We start from the raw sequence: 17401 nt of genomic DNA, 5'->3' as shown, positions 1-17401 counted from the left end.
GTTGCCTCGTCGTGCGGGACCTCCGGACCTGCTGCGGTTGCGGATCCGAACCTAATCGCCGGGTGCTGATGGGCGCCTGGCAGACAGCTGTGAATCCGCTGTGGGCCGAGGGGTCGCGCGGCGGTTCCGGCGGCCCGAGGGGACACTGGGGGCATGACGACGTTAACCAACGCGGCGGGGCCCCGCACGACGGAGGAATCCCCTTCACCCCGTCGCCGGGGTTTGGTGCGCTTCGTCCGCGCGGCCACGAGTTCGGTGGCGGCGACGCTGCTGAGCCAGGCGGTGCTGATCGCGGTGCTCGCCGTGAACGGTGCGCCGTGGCTGGCGAGCGCGTGCGCGTTCACGGCCGGTGCGGTGCTGAACTTCGTCGTCACCCGGCGCTGGGTATGGGGTCGCCGCGGCCGTCCCGATATGCGCCGGGAATTGATGCCCTACCTGCTGGTCATTGCTCTCGGTGGGCTTGCTTCGGTCGGCCTGGCCACGCTCACCGGGCATCTGCTCGCCCCGTTGGCGCTGCCGCACTTCTGGTGGGTAGTGCTCATCGACGCGGCGTACGTGCTCAGCTACGCGCTGGTGTTCGTCGTGAAGTTCACGCTGCTCGACCGCTACGTTTTCGACCGCGGCGCAGCACGTACCCCCGCCACCACGTCCCAGTCATGACGCGCGCGTAGTTCGCGCCGTACACAACACTGCCGCCCTTCTTGCTCTTACCTGCCTTGCGAAGCCGCATACTCATCGGCCGTTCGAACACGCGCGCGCCTCGCGCGGTCGCGCCCAGCAGTAGTTCTGATGACTGATACTGCGGCTCGTTCAATGGAATCGCGCACGCGAGTTCGGCGCGAAGCGAACGGAATCCGAATGACGTGTCGGTGATCCGCCGCCACGTGAGCAGCGATGCGAGCCACGCGAAGACGCGTACGCCGATCCAGCGCATCCGGCTGTCCGCTTCTTCGTGCCCCAGGCGCCGCGACCCGGTCACGAAGTCCGCCGTGTCGTCGAGCAGTGGTGCGATCAGTTCGGCCATTTCGCTGTTGTCGTACTGACCGTCGCCGTCAGTGGTGACTATGTACTTCGCGCCGTTCTCGGCCGCAAGGTGGTATCCAAGGCGCAACGCTGCTCCCTGGCCGCGGTTAGTCGGCGCGACGCACACGTACGCGCCGTGTTCTTCCGCAATGGCAGCAGTGTTGTCAGCACCACCGTCGACGACCACAAGGACGTCCACTGTGTGCCCGAGACATTCGTCAGGCATCTTCTCGAGCACCTGACCGATACCGCCAGCTTCGTTGTACGCCGCGATCACCACAGTCAGCTCGGAAAGCTGCGCGCCCGGGTGTCGCTCGTGGAAGTCCGCGACGGCACCTTCGTCGACAGTGTCGGGGTAACTGCCGAGACGGCGCCGGCTTGCCGCGGTGAGCGTGGTGAAGCCGAGAGCGCCCGCGACGGGGAGTAGTACGAGCGCTGGGAGCTGGTACCGCCAGGAAAACTCGAAGACTGCGGAGGCGAACAGCAAGAAAAGCCCGGTCCCGGCAGCGAAAAGCGCACAGCTACGGGCTTTGTCGCGAGGTTTCTTGCGGCGCAGCAGGGTAAGCAGGCCGAGCAAGGCGAAGAACCCGAGCACTGCGCCGGGCACGAATCCGCCGCCCAGCTGGTAATTGCGCAGGAACTCGGCGATCGGCTCGTTGACCCGGGGGTCGATGCCGTCGTACTGCCGCGTGATCGCTGCCGTTGCCGCGGGCTCGTTGAACTGCGGGTAGGTCAGCTGGAACTGCCACCGTTCGATGGGCACGTCGGTGAGTGCGGTGTCGCGGGTGAATTGGAAGCTCTTCGCGAAATCGCCCAGAATTGCCGTCGTTACGTCCCGCCACTGTACCCTCAGAACGGCTATCGCGAAGTCGTGCGCCAGCGCGGCCTTGTCCGCGCCGGGCGGCAGTGGTCCGGGCCATGCCGGGTCGAGGTCGGCGTGCGTGTAGCTGTCGACGAGCCGCGTGGCGACGGGCTCGGCGGGGCAGAATGTCCGCAGGACCGGGTCGAGATTGAGCTTCGGGCAGTCGGCGACCGCTGCGGTGCGGCCGTACAGCATGCTGCCGGACGGCCCGCTCAGGCCCCATTTCCCCGTCTGCACCTTGACTTCCGCTGCGTACGGCACCACCACGACGAGCATCGCGAGCAGCCCGATCCCGGCGTTGCGCAGCCCGTGCCACGCACGGCCGGTGGTGAGCACATACAGCAGGAACGGCACCGCGAGCGTGACGCCGACCAGCCTTACCAGCACCGCGAAACCGACGACGAGCCCGGCGAGCGCGATCCGCCGCCAGTTCGGTTTCCCGTTGGCCAGCAAGAGCCACAGCAGTCCGAGCAGCAGGGCTTCGAAGAGCACCTCGGACATGATGTTCTGCTCGATCTGCAGCTGGTAGGCGTCGAGCAGCAGCGGAGCCGTCGCCAGCGCGCTCACCCAGCGGCGGGCGCCGAGCCGCCGGGCCAGCGCGTAGATCCCGACCGCGATCGCGAGGCCGCCCAGGTGCTGCACCGCGGCGACGAACGACAGGCCGCCGATCGCGAGCAGCGGACGGAGCAGCAGGTCGTAGCCGATGGGGTTGAGCTGGTCGGCGCGCAGTGCGTGAAGGTTGTCCAGGTAGCGGAAGGAATCGATGTACAGCAGCGCGGGCTGGTACGCGACCCAGGTCAGCACCCGCAGCGTGGCGCCTGCGGCGAGGAACACCAGCAGGAGGGCATGGCGGCGGAGGAACCCGGTCACGGCGCCTCGGCCCGGTCCAGACCGGCGAAGTACTTCCACGCCGTGGCCAGGCCGTCGGACAGGGCGACTTCCGGCTGGTAGCCGATCGTTTCCGCGCTCGCCGAGACGTCGACGACCACCGCCGGCATTTCCCCGGCCGGCGCAGGTACGTGCTCGACGGGCAGCGCGGCACCGGTCACCGCGCGTACGGTCTCGACCATTTCGAGCACTGACACGGAGCGTCCGGCGCCGACGATCGCACGGCCCGTGTACCCGCTCTCGTACGCAAGCACGATCGCGCGTACCACGTCATCGACATGTACGAGGTCACGGCGTTGCTCACCGGTCCCGTACACGCGCACGCCCTCACCGTTCAACGCTGCGCGCATCATGCGCGGGACGAAGCTGTCCTTGTGCGACATGCCGGGTCCGTACACGTTGGTGAACCGCAACGCGCACGTGGTTATCCCGTACGCACCCGCGTAGCCGGACAGCAGCATCTCGCACGCAGCTTTGGTGGCGCCGTACGGCGTGAGCGGTCGAGTCGGAAGGTCGACAGTGATGGTGTCGGTGCCGACGTCGCCGATGACTGCGTTCGTGGACGCGAGGACGAACCGTGGTACTTCGCGTTCACGGCACAGTTCGAGGAGCTCGTGCGTCACCTCGACGTTCTCCGCGTACGTCTCGCGCGGCAGCTCCACTGACTTCAGCACGGACGTAAGAGCGGCAAGGTGGACAACGCCGCCGACGCCGTCCGCGAAGGCGGCTTCGCGGGTCTCGGCGTCACGCAGATCGCCGACTATCACGCGTACGTCGTCTGTGGTCTCGTATCGCACCCGGTCCACAACAGTGACCGGATAGCCGTGCGTACGGAACGCGCGCACCGCGGCGCGCCCGATGAACCCACTGCCGCCGGTGATCACGACAGGTGTCCTTTCGGGACCGCGGGGGAGTGCCATGGCGGACAACCTACCTCCGCCCGCTGTGCGCGCCTTGTGTATTCCGGTGAGTGTTCCGGGCACGTGCGGGACCGCGTGTGGGCACCCCCAGTGGCCACACGCGGATCCCGGTGTTTAGTTTTCGAAACAGCGCGCGCTGGGAGTGTAACTGGAACGGGACAGGTGGTGTCAAGTTTGCGTGACGGTTATGCTCGGCACTGTTACGGATCGAGGACGGCTGGTTGGGGGCGGCATGGCCGAGCAGGACGACGAGCGCAGCTTCGCGCAGCGGCTGGCGCACCTGATCGCGACGGTGCACCCGCCCGACCGCAAGCCGTACTCGTACCGCGAGATCGCCCAGGGCGTCGCCGACGTCACCGGGGTCAGCATGTCGGCCACGCACGTGCAGCAGCTCGCCGTCGGCGCCCGGCGCGACCCGAAGCGGTCGCACATCCAGGCGCTCGCGAAATTCTTCGGCGTGCCGGTCACCTACTTCTTCGACGACGAGGTCGCCGAGCAGGTCGACGGCCAGGTCGCCGACGTCGTCGCCTGGCGCGACACCCAGGCGCGCGATCTGGCGCAGCGCGCGATGCAGCTGTCCCCGCGCGACCGGGAGACTGTGTCCGCCCTGCTCGACCAGCTCGGCAGCTACGCCGCGGAGCGTGATCGCACGCGGCGCGGACGCAAGCCGGAGTGACGCGGGCAGCTATGCTGACAGCTGCCGGTACGCCGTCGTGTACCCGGCTGGTCCTACCGCCGATCGCCTCGGGAGGAGAGATCGACCCGAGTGTGCGCGTACGCGCCCGTACGCGGGTGCGTGACCTGCTTCGGGACGTGCCGGCCCCGCAGCCGTGGTCGATGAACGCGTGGATCGACCGGCTCGAGCAGCATCGTGGCCGGGACATCGACCTGGTGGCCGTCGACTACGCGCCCGGGCAGCCGTCCGGCGCCTGGCAGCGGCACGACGATTTCGACCTGATCGCATACGCGTCCAGCACGTCGGTGCTGCATCAGGACCACATCATCGCGCACGAAATCGCGCACCTGCTGTGCGAGCACCAGGGCGAATGCGTGCTGACCGAAGCCGAAGCCGCCGCCGTTGCGCCCGACCTGAGCGCTGACCTGCTGTCGCACCTGCTCACGCGGGTCACGACGGACGGCGACGAGTACGAAGCGGAGCTCATTGCGGTGTTCCTGATGAGTGCAGCCACGTCGGACGACGTGCCGCTGCGGCCTGGTGCATCAGGCCCGGCTGCTGATCGCGCGCGTCGCTTCGCGTCGCTGCTCGGGTAGTGCGCGGATGATTGACGTCCTCTTCTTCGGGGTCGGCCTGTTCGCTCTCGCGGTCGGCGTCTGGCGCGCGGTGCGAGCGCGGCGGACCGGGGCCGGCGCGGGCCTTGCGACCAGCCTGATCGCCCTCGGCATCGCGCTGTGCCTCCTCTCGAACAGTGCGCAGGCAGTGGAGAGTCAGCTGTACCCGAGCCTGGGGCGGCTGCTGTCGAACCTCGCGACGATGGTGGCTGCGTACGGCATCGAGGTGACTGTCGCGGAGATCGGTGGTGTCGCGCAGCGCAGGCGACGCGCGCGGCTCGGCGTACTCGTGGTCGCGCTCGTAGTGCTGACGGTGTCGTTCTTCGCGACGCGCGGGCTGCCTACCGGCGTCGGGCTGTTCGACGAGCTGTACCGCTCGAATCCGACGTTGATCGTGTACATCGTCGTCTACACGCTGTACCTCGGGCTGGCGGTGGCGGACATCGCTGCCGTGTCGGTCGGGGCAGTGCGCGCGGGCCGGGGTGCACTGCGGGCCGGGCTGAGCAGCATGCTCGTGGCCTGTGTGTTCGCGTTTGCTTATCTGGCCGGGAAAATTGTCGATCTGATCAGCGACTTGACCGACGACCATCCGGTGGCGAAGGTGTGCCGCGGTGCGTTTTCGACCGCCCGATGCGCGCTGGCGGTGGGATTTCCGGCGATTTCGGTGCTGTTGATCGTGGTGGGGCTGACTTTGCCCGCGTTGCCTGCGGTGCGGCGGTCCGTGCGGGATGCGCGCACGCGGGCGATGTTGCGTCCGTTACGGCTCTTTCTCACTGAGCGGTATCCGGAGATCGTGCGCCTTGATCAAGCGTCGGGAACCGGCCGCGAGCGGCTGCTGACGATGATGAGCGAGATCAACGACGGGCTTCTGCTGGCCGGGGTGGGCCCGCTCGTACCCGCTGTCGCCGCGGTGCAGATGTTGCGCAGTGCGCCGGATTCCACTGCGGCTTCGGCAGCCCCTGATGCAGTCGCTGAGACCGCTTTCGCGGCCGATGTCGCGCGGTTGCGGGCTATTGCGCGGGAGTTCCGAGCGGCGCCGACAGCCGGAGCTGCCAGCCCTGCTCAGTGAGGACGACGAGGTGCAACGTCTCGGCCCGGCCGTGGATCGGCAACACGGCAGCGGCGCGCTCGGCGACTTCGGCGCGCTGGTCGTCGGTGCCGCCGAGGGCGATCGTGAGGTGCGCGGGCGGGTGCGAACCGAATCGGCCACCGTACGGCTTGGTGTCGGGCCAGCGATCGCACGCCGCGTCGGTGAGCGGCTGCAGCGCGGGCGTTGCCGCCGCGACGAATCCCGGCGCGGTGACCAGGTCGGTCATGGGCACGTCGGTCGCTTCGAATTCCGTTGCGAGGGCGCGTACCTCGTCGTCGATCCGTTCGGTGAGGCGGTCGGCGGGAAGGAAAGGATAGAGCGCTGTGACGTGCGGTGGCAGCCCAGGGCGGACGAGGCCGGGGTCGACGGCCGCGGCGACGTCGAGCAGGACGGCGGCGTCGGGAAGGGTGACGACGAGGGCACTGGTTCCGGGCACGGCCGTGATCCTGCCGGATCCGCTTCGGGCCGGTCCGTCCGGGGGAAGAGCCGGGGTGCGGGGTAGGAAAGGCAACCCTATTTCATTTCCGCGCCGATCTTTTTCGGCGGCAGAATGCGGCTTAAGCGAACCCTAAGTCTTTCCCAAATCTCGCTTCGCCGATTCGGTGCGGGCCTACACTCGGTGGATGAAGATCGTCCTATGGACCGCATTGTGCGGATTGTGTGCCGTCACCGGCCACGTGCTCCTGGGCGTCGTGGCGGGTTTCCTGCTGATGGCTTGTGTTCCGCTCCGTCCCGCGGCGGGGCGGCCCGCGCCGGAAAGGGAATTGATCGGGTCGCGCGGCTGACGTTTCCGCGCATTCCCGTCCTCAGGAATCCGTATCGCAGGGTCCCGGTTCACCTGGACGTGTGGCGGATCTCGGGTCGGCCCGCGTGCGTCTTGTGGTCGGGATTTCTGTTCTCCTGCAACAAATACGGGGCACGGCCGGGTCCGCTGTGCCGGGCTGATGTCGCCTCGATTGGTGGCTCGATCGGGTGGCCGCCGCCTCTGCTCCCGACAGGTTTTGTCGGTGCCGGTTGCTACAACGGTGATCGACGAAGTCACGGAGGGGGAGCGATGGCCTACAACCCGTTCATGCACTGGCGGATCGGTTGGGCGGCACCGGAAAACGGTGCCGGTAGGAGGAGGAGAGGACTGCGTGCCCGGGTACGCGCGGCGCTGGATCGCCGAGTGTTCACCCTGGCGTCGTTGATCGGCTTGGCGCGGCTCGCTAGCGTCGGCGCGACTTCTTCCATGCGGAGGTGCGCAGATGTCCACTGGGGAGCTGAGCAGGCGCGCCATGCTGCGGGCCGGTGGCGTGGTCGCGGCCGGGGCGGCGATGGGCGTGGTGCCGGGGGTGTCGTTCGCCGCGCCCGCGTCCGGTTCCGGGCAGCAGACCAAGACGGTCACCGGCGCGTTCCGGCCGGACGTGCCGGATTGGTACTACCTGCCGGTCGACGTGCCGCGCGGGGTCAAGCAGATCGACGTCGTCTACTCCTACGACAAGCCTGCCGTACCGGCGGGCACCCGCGGGAATGCCTGCGACATCGGGATGTTCGGGCCCGAGGGACACGAGCTCGGCACCCGCCGGGGCTTCCGCGGCTGGTCCGGCGGATTCCGGGACCGGTTCTCGCTGAGCGCGTCGTCCGCGACGCCCGGGTACCTCGCGGGCCCGATCACGTCCGGCCGGTGGCACGTGATCCTCGGCCCGTACACCGTTGCGCCGCAAGGCATGAACTACCGCGTGGACATCACGCTCACGTTCGGCCGCGACGACGCACCGCCGTTCAGGCCGAACCCGGCGCCCGCGTCCGCGCCCGCCCGCGATCGCGGCCGCTCGTGGTACCGCGGCGACTGCCATCTGCACACGATCCACTCCGACGGACGGCGCACGCCGCAGCAGCTGGTGGCCGACGCGCGGGCAGCCGGCCTGGACTTCATCGTGTCCACCGACCACAACACGTCGAGCTCGCAGCTGGTGTGGGGCGACCACGCCACCGGCGACCTGCTGATCCTGAACGGCGAGGAGGTCACCACCCCGGTCCGGCCATTGGCCCGCGATCGGCCTGCCGCCGGGCACCTGGATCGACTGGCGCTACCGCGCGGCCGACCCGGCCGATTTCCGGCGGTTCACCGACCAGGTCCACCGGGCAGGCGGCCTGGTCACGGCCGCGCACCCGTTCGCGAACTGCTTCGGCTGCACGTACGAGTTCGCCTACGAGATCGCCGACCTGGTCGAGGTCTGGAACGGCCCGTGGACCACAGAAGACGAAGCAAGCGTCACCCACTGGGACGGCCTCCTCCGCGGCGGCCGCTGGATCCCCGCCATCGGCGATTCCGACGCACACAACCCGGACCAGATCGTGGCCCTCCCGCACACGGTCGTCCAAGCGGACCGGCTGGGCCGCGCTGAGCTGCTGGCCGGGCTCAAAGCAGGCCGATCATGGCTTGCCGAATCGAAGGAGGTACAACTCGACTTCACGGCGTCCGGCGCCGGCCAGAAGGCAACCATCGGCGGCCGCCTCCCCGCAGGAACGGGAACGCCCGTCACGGTCCGCGCCGAGGTCCGCGGTGCCCCCGGCACCACGGTGACGTTCCTGGACCAGCTCGGCCCGGAGCACAGTGAGCCGGTACCCGCATCCGGAGCCGTAACGGTCACGTGGACCACGTACCCCCGCTACAGCCGCTGGGTACGAGTGGAAGTCCGCCACCCGCCGACGACCCCCGCCACGCCCACGCCGAACGCCATGGTCGCCATGTCGAACCCGATCTTCCTGGGCGCGCCCAACGCCGGCTGAGCCACGTGGATGTCTTTACGTCGGTGGTGTTCCGGCCACGCTTGGCTCGCTCACCCGTGCGCCTCCGGACTCCGCGACGCCTCCGGACCCTCGCGATGTCGCTGCCCGCGCGACGCCGACCGCCCGGGTGCCGCTTTGCCGCGCCAGCCGGGATCCCGCCGGGCTGGCACGCCCGGGTCTGGCCCCGCTGTGCCGCTCGGAGACCCGGATCGAATCCCGCCTGGCCTCGGGTCCTGCCGCGCCAGCCTGGCGTCGGGTCCTGCCGCGTTAGTCAGGCCCCAGGACCTGCTGCGCCATGCGGGCCTGGGTCCTCGCGCGCCAGTCAGGCCCTCGGGGCCCGCCGCGCCGTTTGGGCGCCCCCACGTCCGGCCGCCGGCCGCCGCACGTGCGCGCTGTGACGTCCGGTTCCGGTCCCGCCGCGTACCCGCCTACTTGCGCCCCCTAACACGACCCGCGCGCTGCGGCCCCGGTTTCGACTCCTCCGTCCGCTATGTTCCGCCCCCAACGTCACCCTGCGCGCATTGCGACGCCCGCGTCTGGCCCGTCGCCCGGTATGTCCGCCCGGGGCCGCCGGTGCCACCCGCATCGCCGCGTCTGTAGGCCCGCTTCCGGCACCGCCTCAAAACACTGCGCCGCCCGCGTCCGGCCCGCCTACTAGCCCGCGGCGCTGCCTGCACGCACAGCGATGCCTTGGTCCGGCTATGTCGTTCGCCCTTGCACGTGACGTCGGCCCCACCCGGACCACCCGCGGGACTCCCACCTGCGACGTCCGGGCAGACTGTGTACTGAGGCAAGGTGCGGCCAGCGAAGGGCGGGCAACGGGTGCGCGGGTGTGGCCTACGGGCGGCGATCATTGCGGTCGTCCTTGCCCTCGCGGCCGTGGTTGTCGTGGTGGTCATGTTCACGCGTGGGGGAGAGATCAAGAACCCCAGCTGTACCGTCACGCTGCCGAAGGGCCCGAACGACGCATCCCCGCCCCAATACACCCTCCAACCGGATCCGATGAGCAACGCGGCCACCATCGCTGCGGTCGGCAGCAAACAGGGCATGCCCGCGCACGCCGTCACGATCGCGCTGGCCACTGCCCTGCAGGAGTCCAAACTTCGCAACCTGAGCGGCGGCGACCGCGACTCGATCGGCCTGTTCCAGCAGCGCCCGAGCCAGGGCTGGGGTACCCCGGAGCAACTGCAGGACCCGGTCTACTCGGCAACGGAGTTCTACAAAAAGCTGGCCAAACTCGAGGATTGGCAGACGATCCCGATCACCGAGGCGGCCCAAGCAGTACAGCGCTCGGGCGCCCCGGACGCGTACGCCCAGTGGGAGCCGGAAGCCAGCGCACTGGCGGCAGCATTGACCGGCCAGTATCCGGCGGCGCTGACCTGCCGCGACATCACCGTCGGCCCGCCGGTGAACCTCGTGACTGCTGCCAACGCCGAGTTGGGCACCGCCCGTCTGAGCGGTGCCCACCCACCTGCGGAAGGCTGGCGAATCGCCGCTTGGCTGGTGGGACGAGCCGCCAAGCTGGGTGTCGACCGGGTCAGCTTCGCCGGTCAGACCTGGACCGCGGAATCGGGCGAGTGGGCCGCCGACCCCAACGCCGGACAGAACCTTTCCCTGCACCAGGTCCCGGCCACCCCGGCAAGCTCAGGCTGACGCTCCTCCTGGCCGAGTCGGTTCGCACAACGTGCGCCGCTGGGTTGCCCGCCATGCCTGGACGGTTGTGTAGCTCCTAAGGGGCTGGCTGCCGTCCGGTTGGCTGCTGGCGCGCGGTGTCTAAAGTCTTTCCTGAATAGATGTTGGGGTGCGCGGCATTGGTCGGGGCGCCGCGGCCCTGCAAGGCCCGATGAGGGCTCTGCGTCGCTCGTGTCCATGCGCCTCGGACCGGCTGACGGAAGGATGGCGCCATGCGGAAGCTGATCTACGGGATGAACCTGAGCCTGGACGGCTACATCGCCGCGCCCGGCGATGACCTCGGCTGGAGCGCACCGAGTGACGAGCTGTTCCAGTGGTGGCTCGAGCAGGAGCAGGCGATCGAATTGTTCCTGTACGGGCGCCGGCTGTGGGAGACGATGAGTTCCCACTGGCCGACGGGTGACCAGCGGCCGGGTGCCACTCCGGCGGAGATCGAGTTCGCACGGAACTGGCGGGACACCCCGAAGGTGCTGTTTTCCGCCACGATCGACAAGGTCGACTGGAACACCCGCATCGTGACCGGCGACGCGATCGCCGAGATCACCCGGCTCAAGGCCGGGGACGGCGGACCGATGAGGGTCGGCGGTGCCATGCTGGCCGCGGCGGCCATGCGGGCAGGGCTGGTCGATGAGTACGAGATCGTGACCCATCCGGTCCTGGTGGGCGGCGGTGCGCCGTTCTTCACCGCACTGGACAGCTGGGTGAACCTGAACCTGGTGGAGACGCAGGCGTTTCCCGGTGGGGTGGTCATGACCAGGTACGAGAGGCGGTGAGCGCGATTTCGCCGCGTGGGTCGGAACTCATCCGCGAAATCACGGCATGATGCGCGGGTGAGTTCGCCCCGGTTTCAATCGTTGCCGGATGGCACGTGGGACCGGGTGCTGGAGGCGTTGTTTGCCCAGCCGGCGCAGAGGACAAGATCGGTTGGACCGCGCCCGATCACCGCGCTCAACCCGTCCACCTGCGTGCGACGAACACCCCCGCGCCCCTGAACGACAGCCTTGTTTCGTGCTCGGGCCGATCGCGCGGTACCTCTCCGCGTCCGGGGATGACGGCTTCGCTCTGGACTCCGTCGATGCCAGGCAGGTCAGCTGGTCGCTGAGGCGTAGAGCTGCGCGATGTCTCCGTCGAAATAGGCGCTGTACGAGACATCCGCGGTGGCGCCGCCGGTTTCGTACCCGCCGATCACTCCGATCACGGTGCCGAGCCCGGTGGCCGGGTCGGTGTTCGTGACCCACGGGCCACCGCTGGTGCCGTCCGGGAAACCAGGACAGGCGACGCTCTGCTGGTAGGCATCGGACTGAGTTGTGGTTCCGGTGCAGACCACCGGTTCCTCGGTGTCGTCGGGGTACCCGGTGAGGGTGATGGTGTGCGTGAACCCTTGGCCGACGCCGAGCCGGTTGGCCCCGGTCAGGCTTTCGAGGCTCGCGGACCCGGGCTGAGCGACCGTGAGGAACGCGAAGTCGAGATCCGGGTCCGACGAATTCCGCCACCCGTCCGGCACCGCGGCCGCGGTGACCTGCCAACGGCCGTACGGCGCGACGCCATCGTGGTAGCCGGGTTCGAAGGTGACCGCGGTGATGTCGTCGCCGAGGCAGTGCGCTGCGGTGAGGACGAGGTCGCCGCTTGGGCTGTGCACCACGCTGGCCGAGCAGAAGTGCTTGCCATCAGCGAACAACGCGCCGACGGCAGCACTCGCCACGCCGCCCGAGCTTGCGCCGCGCGACGTGTCAGCGCCACCTGATGTTCCCGTGCCGCCCGCCGTTCCCGTGCCGCCCGATGTCCCTGTGCCAGCCGACGTTCCCGCCCCGCTCGACGTACCCGTTCCACCCGGCGTCCCCACACCGGTGGCTGGGCTCGTCCCGCGAGACGCACCGGCGCCGTTGGAACCCGCCCCGTTTTCGCGGGTGGCAGTACCGAGGGAACCCGCGCCGACGGCACCGCTCGGCGAGCCCGCATGTCCGGCGCCGCGGGCCGCACTGGCGGAGGCGGTATCCGTGACGGCAGCCGTGTCGACGACCGCGGTCGCGCCGCCTGTCGCGACGAGTACCGCTGCTGCGCACACCACCAGCGCCGCCCGGTAGCCGTTGACCTTCATGCATCAAGGTGACCATGGCGACGTCCGCGGAGCATCCCGGAAGGTCGGATGCACAGGAACCTCACAGCGCCTGCACATCCGTTCACAGCACCGGCGAAGCCACCCGCAGCTGGGGATTCCGTCGGGACATGACGGCGTCGTGCGTGCGTACGAGTGGCGGGCCAGCGTGTGCACCTCAGCCAGGCCAGCCGCGACCGAGCCCGGGACACACCGTGACGCAGTGGGGTCCACCTCATGGCACGTCGGCTTGCCCAGCTCGCGCTGTGGCCCAGCCGCGCTGTGGCCCAGCCGCGCTGTGGCCCAGCCCGCGCTGTGGCCTAGCTCCCGCTGTGGGCCTAGTTCGCGCTGTAGGCGCAGCTCCCGATGTGGCGCAGCTCCCGATGTGAGCCGGGTGGGTCTGGTGGGCTGATCTCAGCCCACGGCGTCCTGCGTCGCTTCCTGCGGCTGCTCGGGATCGGGCGTTCGGCAGGTGAGATCAGGATTGGTCCAGTGCAGTACCTCCAGGTGTGTTGATGGCGTGGCCCGGCGGACGCAGCGACGTCGGCCTTGGCGGGGTCGGGTCGAGGCCCGTGCCCGGCGTCCGCAGGGGTCCAAGGCGGGGCTCCGCCCAGCCCGGCTTCGTATGTCAGCCGGGTCTGGGCGGAACTCATGGTGAGCATTTGGCGCGTCCGGGCGGAGCCTCGCACAGCCCCAGCTTCATGTGCTGGGAGGTCTGCTGCGGGATCCTGACCCGGATGCGGCGTTGCTTGCTCCTTACTGGTTCTTCGGGTGGGTGTGGGTGACCAGGAGAGTCACGCCGGCTTCGCCGCCGCAGTCGACCATCACCGGGCCTACCCCGTTGCCGACCTTGTCGCCGATCTTCGCCTTGGCGACGAAGTTCTCGGGACTTGCGTCGACGATCTTGATGTCCGTGAGGACCGGGCTGCCGGGGACGCCGCCGATGACCTCCTTCAGGCCCTTGCCGCCGCCGCAGTTGCCCGTGATCGTGACCTCGTCGCCGCGGAATGCGGGGTTAGGCTCGACCTTCACGACTGCGCGGGCACCGGCCGGGGGCTGGTCGTCGGCTGGGGCTGCGGCCGCGTGGTCGGCTGGACTTGCGGTGACTCCGTGCGCGCCCGAGACCGGGGCGGCCGATGCGGCGGCGACTCCGATGGTGCCGCCCGTGATGATGGCGGCTGCGGCGACCAGACCGGTGATGACGCGTCCCTTGCTTGCAGTGAAAGACATTCCGGTTCCTCCCTCGTGTGTCCATTGAGGACACTCGGTGGTGTGAACCCCGGGTTTGGGGTTCATCCGGATAGTCGACGGGGTGCCGGTCGCGGGTTCTCATCTCCGGAAAATGTGATGGGCATCACAATTGCGGCTGGGCGCTAGGATGTCGGGATCGTCGCCGCGGACTGCGGGAGTTTCGCGGCAGGGACAGGAAAATGCGGGAGTCGGGATGCGGGGCGGCGGGGAGGTTCGGCCGGGTGGAAGAAGGAACCGCGAGCGGTGAGGCGGCTGATGGAGCGCGGTGGCCCTGCGGCGGGAGTGCGGCCGGATCGTGGGAGGTGTCCATCGTGAGCGCGGCCTGGCGGTGATCGGTGGCTGGGGCGAGTGCGTCTGGAAGGCGGAGGTGGCCGAGGTGAGTGCGGCTGGACGGTGAAAGGCGGCTGGGGTGGGTGCGGCTGGAAGGCGGAGGTGGCCGAGGCGAGTGCGGCTGGACGGTGAAAGGCGGGGCGGGCGCGGCCGGAAGGTGAGAACTGGCCGGGGCTGGCACGGTCGGGTGGTATGGCAAGGAGAAGCGTAGCCGGGAGAATTGCGGTGTAGAGCAGAAAGAGCAGTGCGGCAAGGACTGGTGCGGCCCGGCGGGATGCGGCAAGGAGGAGCGCCATTGGGTGAGGGGCGGCCGGACGGGGTGCGAGCAGGTGAAGCGCGCCCGTCAGGTGAAGTGTTGCAGGCGGCGGGAAGTCGGCAATGGGTGGCCGCGAATCCAGGTCAAGTGCGTCGGCCGGGGGAGGTGCAGCCGGGGGGAGTGCGGAAACCGGGAGAGGCGCCTGCAGGCGAACCGCGGCAGCCGGGAGAGCGGCTCAGCCCCCGGGTGGCCAAGCAGGTCCGTGACCTCATTCTGACCGGGGAGGTCCGCGGCGGGGAACGGCTGCGGACCGAGCATCTGGCCGATCGGCTGGGGGTCAGTGCGACTCCCGTGCGTGAGGCGCTCATGGCGCTCGCTGGGGAAGGGATGGTCGATTTCCGGCCTGGGCGGGGGTTTCGGGTGGTTCCGGTGACGCGCCGGGATGTCGTCGACGTTTACGCGATGCAAGCCTACGTCTCCGGTGAACTGGCGGCGCGTGCGGCGGACCGGCTCGCTGACGCCGATCTCGGGCGGATCGACGATCTCCAGCGCGAGATCGAGAAAACCGTCGCCGATGGGGATCTCCAGGCGACCGAGCGGGCGGACTTCGCGTTGCATCGCATGGTCAACCGGGCGGCTGCGGCGCCCAAGCTCACCTGGATGCTGTCGCTGACCCTGCGCTACGTTCCCTTTTCCGCCTACGCTGACATTCCCGGCTGGCCGCTCCTCGCCCGCGACGACCATGACCGGATTTTGTCCGCCCTCGCGGACAATGAACCCGATGTCGCACGGGAGGCGATGGCGGCGCACATCCGGGAGGCGGGTGACCTTCTCGTCGACTTCCTCGCTGCGCAGGGCGTGCTTGCGCCGGAATAGTCCGCGCGGGGTGTGGGCTAGGCGGGGGTCGCCGGGTGGGCAGGTCGGGCGGTGAGGTCAGGGGCCGCCTGGGGAGGGTGACCTTGGAGGTCGTGCCGGGTGGCGGGCCCGGGTAGCGGGCAGCACGGCGTGGGCGGCCGGGCTGGGGTGGAGAGGTCGCGTCGGCAAGAGATCAGTGGCCGTGGTGAGGGGAACCGGCCCAAGGCAGCGGGACTCGGGTGACGGAGTTTGGGCTGCGGGGCTCGAGCGGTGCGGCCCGGGCAGTGAGTCACGTGGCGGGTTCCGGGCGAGACCCGGATGGGTGGCTCCAGAGCAGCGGGACTCGGATATCGCGGCTGAGGCCGCGGAACCTCGGTTGGCGGGGCCAAGTCGGCGAGGCCCGGCCGGGGGGCTCGGTTACCGAGGGCCAAGTCGGCAAGACTCGGCCAGGGGCCTCGGTTACCGAGGACCAGGACGGCAAGACTCGGGCAGCGAGGCCAATGCAACGGGCTCGGGTCATGAGGCCCGACTGGCGCCGCCGGGTCGGAGATAGCCAGTCAACACGCCGAGGCCGGAACCCGCCCCTGGACAGCTCGCTCATTTTCTATAGAATCCACCCCAGTGAGAAACAATCCCCAGGTAGAAGGAGGGCTCCGTGGCTGAGCGGGACGTGCTGTACATCCGGGGTGAGTGGGTGCGGGCCTCCGGGGCGGGCACGATTGCCGTGGAGAATCCGGCTACCGAGCAGGTCCAGGCGCGCATTCCCGAGGGCACGGCAGCCGACGTCGATCGGGCTGTGCGGGCGGCTCGGGGGGCGTTTCCGGGCTGGGCGGCGACCAGCCGGGCGGAGCGCCGTGACCTCCTGCGAAAGCTGCACGACGGCCTTGCCAAGCGGGCGGCGGAGATCGGCGAGACGATCGCCAAGGATGTCGGGACTCCGTTGCGGATGGCGACCCGCATCCAGGCCGCCTTGCCGCAGACGGACGTCCAGACCTACGTCGACCTGCTGGCCGAGGACGAGAGCGACGAGCGCGTCGGGAATTCGGTGCTGGTGCGGGAACCTGCGGGAGTCGTCGCGGCGATCACGCCCTGGAACTATCCGCTGCACCAGATCACCTGCAAGCTCGCGCCCGCACTGGCGGCGGGCTGCACGGTGGTGGTGAAGCCGAGCGAGGTCGCTCCGCTGAGCGCGTACCAGCTGTTCGACGCGATCCACGAGGCCGGTTTTCCCCCTGGCGTGGTCAACCTCGTCACGGGGTACGGGCCGGTCGTCGGGGAGGCGCTGGCGGAGCATCCGGAGGTGGACGTCGTGTCGTTCACCGGGTCGGTGCGGGCCGGGACGCGGGTCGCGGAGGTGGCCGCGCGGACGGTCAAGCGGGTCACGCTCGAGCTCGGGGGCAAGTCCGCCAACGTGATTCTCGAGGACGCCGACCTGGCGACCGCCGTCAAAGTCGGGGTCTCCAATGCGTTCCTCAACGGTGGGCAGACTTGCACGGCGTGGACGCGCATGGTCGTCCCTCGGGCGAAGCACGACGAAGTGGTGGCGCTCGCGAAGAAGTTCGCCGAAGGGTTCACCACGGGGGATCCGCTGGACGGGGCGACGAAGCTCGGTCCGCTCGTATCCGCAGCGCAGCGGGATCGGGTGCGGGGTTACATCGAGAAGGGCATTGCCGAGGGCGCGACGCTGGTGACCGGCGGCACCGAAGCGCCTCTCGAAACAGGGTACTTCGTGGCACCGACAGTATTCGCGAACGTGGACCCGGATTCGACCATCGCGCAGGAGGAGATCTTCGGCCCGGTGCTGTCGATCATCCCGTTCGACGACGAGGACGACGCCTTGCGGATCGCCAACAACTCGCGGTACGGCCTGCACGGCGCGGTGTGGTCGGCCGACCAGGATCGCGCCGTCGCGTTCGCGCGGCAGGTCCGCACGGGGCAGATCGACGTCAACGGCGGCGCGTTCAACCCGCTTGCGCCGTTCGGCGGGTACAAGCAGTCCGGCGTCGGTCGGGAGATGGGCCGGGTCGCGCTCGGCGAGTTCACCGAGATCAAGTCCATCCAGCTGTAAGCAGGG

15 protein-coding genes are annotated in these 17401 nt (G+C 69.3%); 10 read left to right on the top strand and 5 right to left on the bottom strand.

The genetic code is table 11. The annotated features are described in order from the left end of the window. Positions 1-153 precede the first annotated feature (153 nt). Positions 154-660 (top strand): GtrA family protein, encoded by a 507-nt coding sequence (locus OO71_RS35210; protein ID WP_033294333.1) that lies wholly within the window; start codon positions 154-156, stop codon positions 658-660. Here the strand turns inward: OO71_RS35210 and OO71_RS35205 are convergent. Together OO71_RS35205 and OO71_RS35200 are read right to left on the bottom strand one after the other, a co-directional pair. After that, positions 590-2755: a glycosyltransferase gene (locus tag OO71_RS35205; protein ID WP_033294332.1), complete on the bottom strand. Its 2166-nt coding sequence runs from the start codon at positions 2753-2755 to the stop codon at positions 590-592. The two genes, OO71_RS35210 and OO71_RS35205, sit on opposite strands and share 71 nt — an antisense overlap. After that, positions 2752-3693 carry an NAD-dependent epimerase/dehydratase family protein gene (locus OO71_RS35200; RefSeq protein WP_033294331.1) on the bottom strand — a complete coding sequence of 314 codons (942 nt, stop codon included), beginning with the start codon at positions 3691-3693 and terminating at the stop codon, positions 2752-2754. Before OO71_RS35200 ends, OO71_RS35205 begins: the two co-directional genes overlap by 4 nt. Positions 3694-3925: 232 nt before the next feature. Here OO71_RS35200 and OO71_RS35195 point away from each other — a divergent pair, with 232 nt between their 5' ends. The 3 genes from OO71_RS35195 to OO71_RS35185 are packed head-to-tail and all read left to right on the top strand — an operon-like array spanning position 3926 to position 6052. Next, a complete protein-coding gene (locus OO71_RS35195; RefSeq protein WP_033294330.1) occupies positions 3926-4369 on the top strand; it encodes a transcriptional regulator in 444 nt (147 codons plus the stop codon). Positions 4370-4380: 11 nt separating this feature from the next. Next, the gene (locus OO71_RS35190) at positions 4381-4965 is read left to right on the top strand and encodes a hypothetical protein (protein ID WP_033294329.1); all 585 of its coding nucleotides are present in this window, start codon (positions 4381-4383) and stop codon (positions 4963-4965) included. Positions 4966-4972: 7 nt separating this feature from the next. Next, a complete protein-coding gene (locus OO71_RS35185; protein ID WP_033294328.1) occupies positions 4973-6052 on the top strand; it encodes a hypothetical protein in 1080 nt (359 codons plus the stop codon). On the opposite strand, the gene OO71_RS35180 is transcribed toward OO71_RS35185, so the two are convergent. Continuing rightward, the gene (locus OO71_RS35180) at positions 5994-6509 is read right to left on the bottom strand and encodes a 2'-5' RNA ligase family protein (RefSeq protein WP_033294327.1); all 516 of its coding nucleotides are present in this window, start codon (positions 6507-6509) and stop codon (positions 5994-5996) included. The two genes, OO71_RS35185 and OO71_RS35180, sit on opposite strands and share 59 nt — an antisense overlap. Positions 6510-6696: 187 nt before the next feature. On the opposite strand from OO71_RS35180, the gene OO71_RS50545 reads away from it, so the two are divergent. The 4 genes from OO71_RS50545 (at position 6697) to OO71_RS35165 (ending at position 11313) form a co-directional block, all read left to right on the top strand. Next, entirely contained in the window at positions 6697-6858 is a 162-nt protein-coding gene (locus OO71_RS50545) for a hypothetical protein (RefSeq protein ID WP_156096713.1), read from the top strand. A 1252-nt stretch (positions 6859-8110) separates the two neighbouring features. Further along, complete coding sequence (locus tag OO71_RS52610; protein ID WP_342669968.1) at positions 8111-8848, top strand: CehA/McbA family metallohydrolase; 738 nt, start codon at positions 8111-8113, stop codon at positions 8846-8848. Positions 8849-9643: 795 nt separating this feature from the next. Next, a complete protein-coding gene (locus OO71_RS35170) occupies positions 9644-10501 on the top strand; it encodes a hypothetical protein (protein WP_156096712.1) in 858 nt (285 codons plus the stop codon). 251 nt (positions 10502-10752) lie between these two features. Beyond that, positions 10753-11313 carry a dihydrofolate reductase family protein gene (locus tag OO71_RS35165; RefSeq protein ID WP_033294326.1) on the top strand — a complete coding sequence of 187 codons (561 nt, stop codon included), beginning with the start codon at positions 10753-10755 and terminating at the stop codon, positions 11311-11313. A 314-nt stretch (positions 11314-11627) separates the two neighbouring features. On the opposite strand, the gene OO71_RS52605 is transcribed toward OO71_RS35165, so the two are convergent. Beyond that, a complete protein-coding gene (locus tag OO71_RS52605; RefSeq protein ID WP_245633884.1) occupies positions 11628-12242 on the bottom strand; it encodes a trypsin-like serine peptidase in 615 nt (204 codons plus the stop codon). 1149 nt (positions 12243-13391) lie between these two features. Then, the gene (locus OO71_RS35155) at positions 13392-13865 is read right to left on the bottom strand and encodes a hypothetical protein (protein ID WP_033294324.1); all 474 of its coding nucleotides are present in this window, start codon (positions 13863-13865) and stop codon (positions 13392-13394) included. A 787-nt stretch (positions 13866-14652) separates the two neighbouring features. On the opposite strand from OO71_RS35155, the gene OO71_RS35150 reads away from it, so the two are divergent. Next, the gene (locus tag OO71_RS35150; RefSeq protein ID WP_033294323.1) at positions 14653-15348 is read left to right on the top strand and encodes a GntR family transcriptional regulator; all 696 of its coding nucleotides are present in this window, start codon (positions 14653-14655) and stop codon (positions 15346-15348) included. A gap of 634 nt (positions 15349-15982) precedes the next feature. Beyond that, the gene (locus OO71_RS35145) at positions 15983-17395 is read left to right on the top strand and encodes an aldehyde dehydrogenase family protein (RefSeq protein ID WP_033294322.1); all 1413 of its coding nucleotides are present in this window, start codon (positions 15983-15985) and stop codon (positions 17393-17395) included. The last annotated feature ends 6 nt before the right edge of the window (positions 17396-17401 follow it).

It is taken from the genome of Amycolatopsis jejuensis, assembly GCF_000717335.1.
GTDB lineage: Bacteria > Actinomycetota > Actinomycetes > Mycobacteriales > Pseudonocardiaceae > Amycolatopsis > Amycolatopsis jejuensis.
The sequence above is the reverse complement of the archived record's forward strand: the minus strand, read 5'-3'. Positions and strand labels throughout refer to the sequence as shown.

Bases quoted from the DNA above. Each gene is read 5' to 3' on its own strand.
- OO71_RS35210 (WP_033294333.1), top strand. From the start codon at position 154: ATGACGACGTTAACCAACGCGGCGGGGCCCCGCACGACGGAGGAATCC.
- OO71_RS35200 (WP_033294331.1), bottom strand. From the start codon at position 3,693: ATGGCACTCCCCCGCGGTCCCGAAAGGACACCTGTCGTGATCACCGGC.
- OO71_RS35195 (WP_033294330.1), top strand. From the start codon at position 3,926: ATGGCCGAGCAGGACGACGAGCGCAGCTTCGCGCAGCGGCTGGCGCAC.
- OO71_RS35190 (WP_033294329.1), top strand. From the start codon at position 4,381: ATGCTGACAGCTGCCGGTACGCCGTCGTGTACCCGGCTGGTCCTACCG.
- OO71_RS35185 (WP_033294328.1), top strand. From the start codon at position 4,973: ATGATTGACGTCCTCTTCTTCGGGGTCGGCCTGTTCGCTCTCGCGGTC.
- OO71_RS50545 (WP_156096713.1), top strand. From the start codon at position 6,697: ATGAAGATCGTCCTATGGACCGCATTGTGCGGATTGTGTGCCGTCACC.
- OO71_RS35165 (WP_033294326.1), top strand. From the start codon at position 10,753: ATGCGGAAGCTGATCTACGGGATGAACCTGAGCCTGGACGGCTACATC.
- OO71_RS35155 (WP_033294324.1), bottom strand. From the start codon at position 13,865: ATGTCTTTCACTGCAAGCAAGGGACGCGTCATCACCGGTCTGGTCGCC.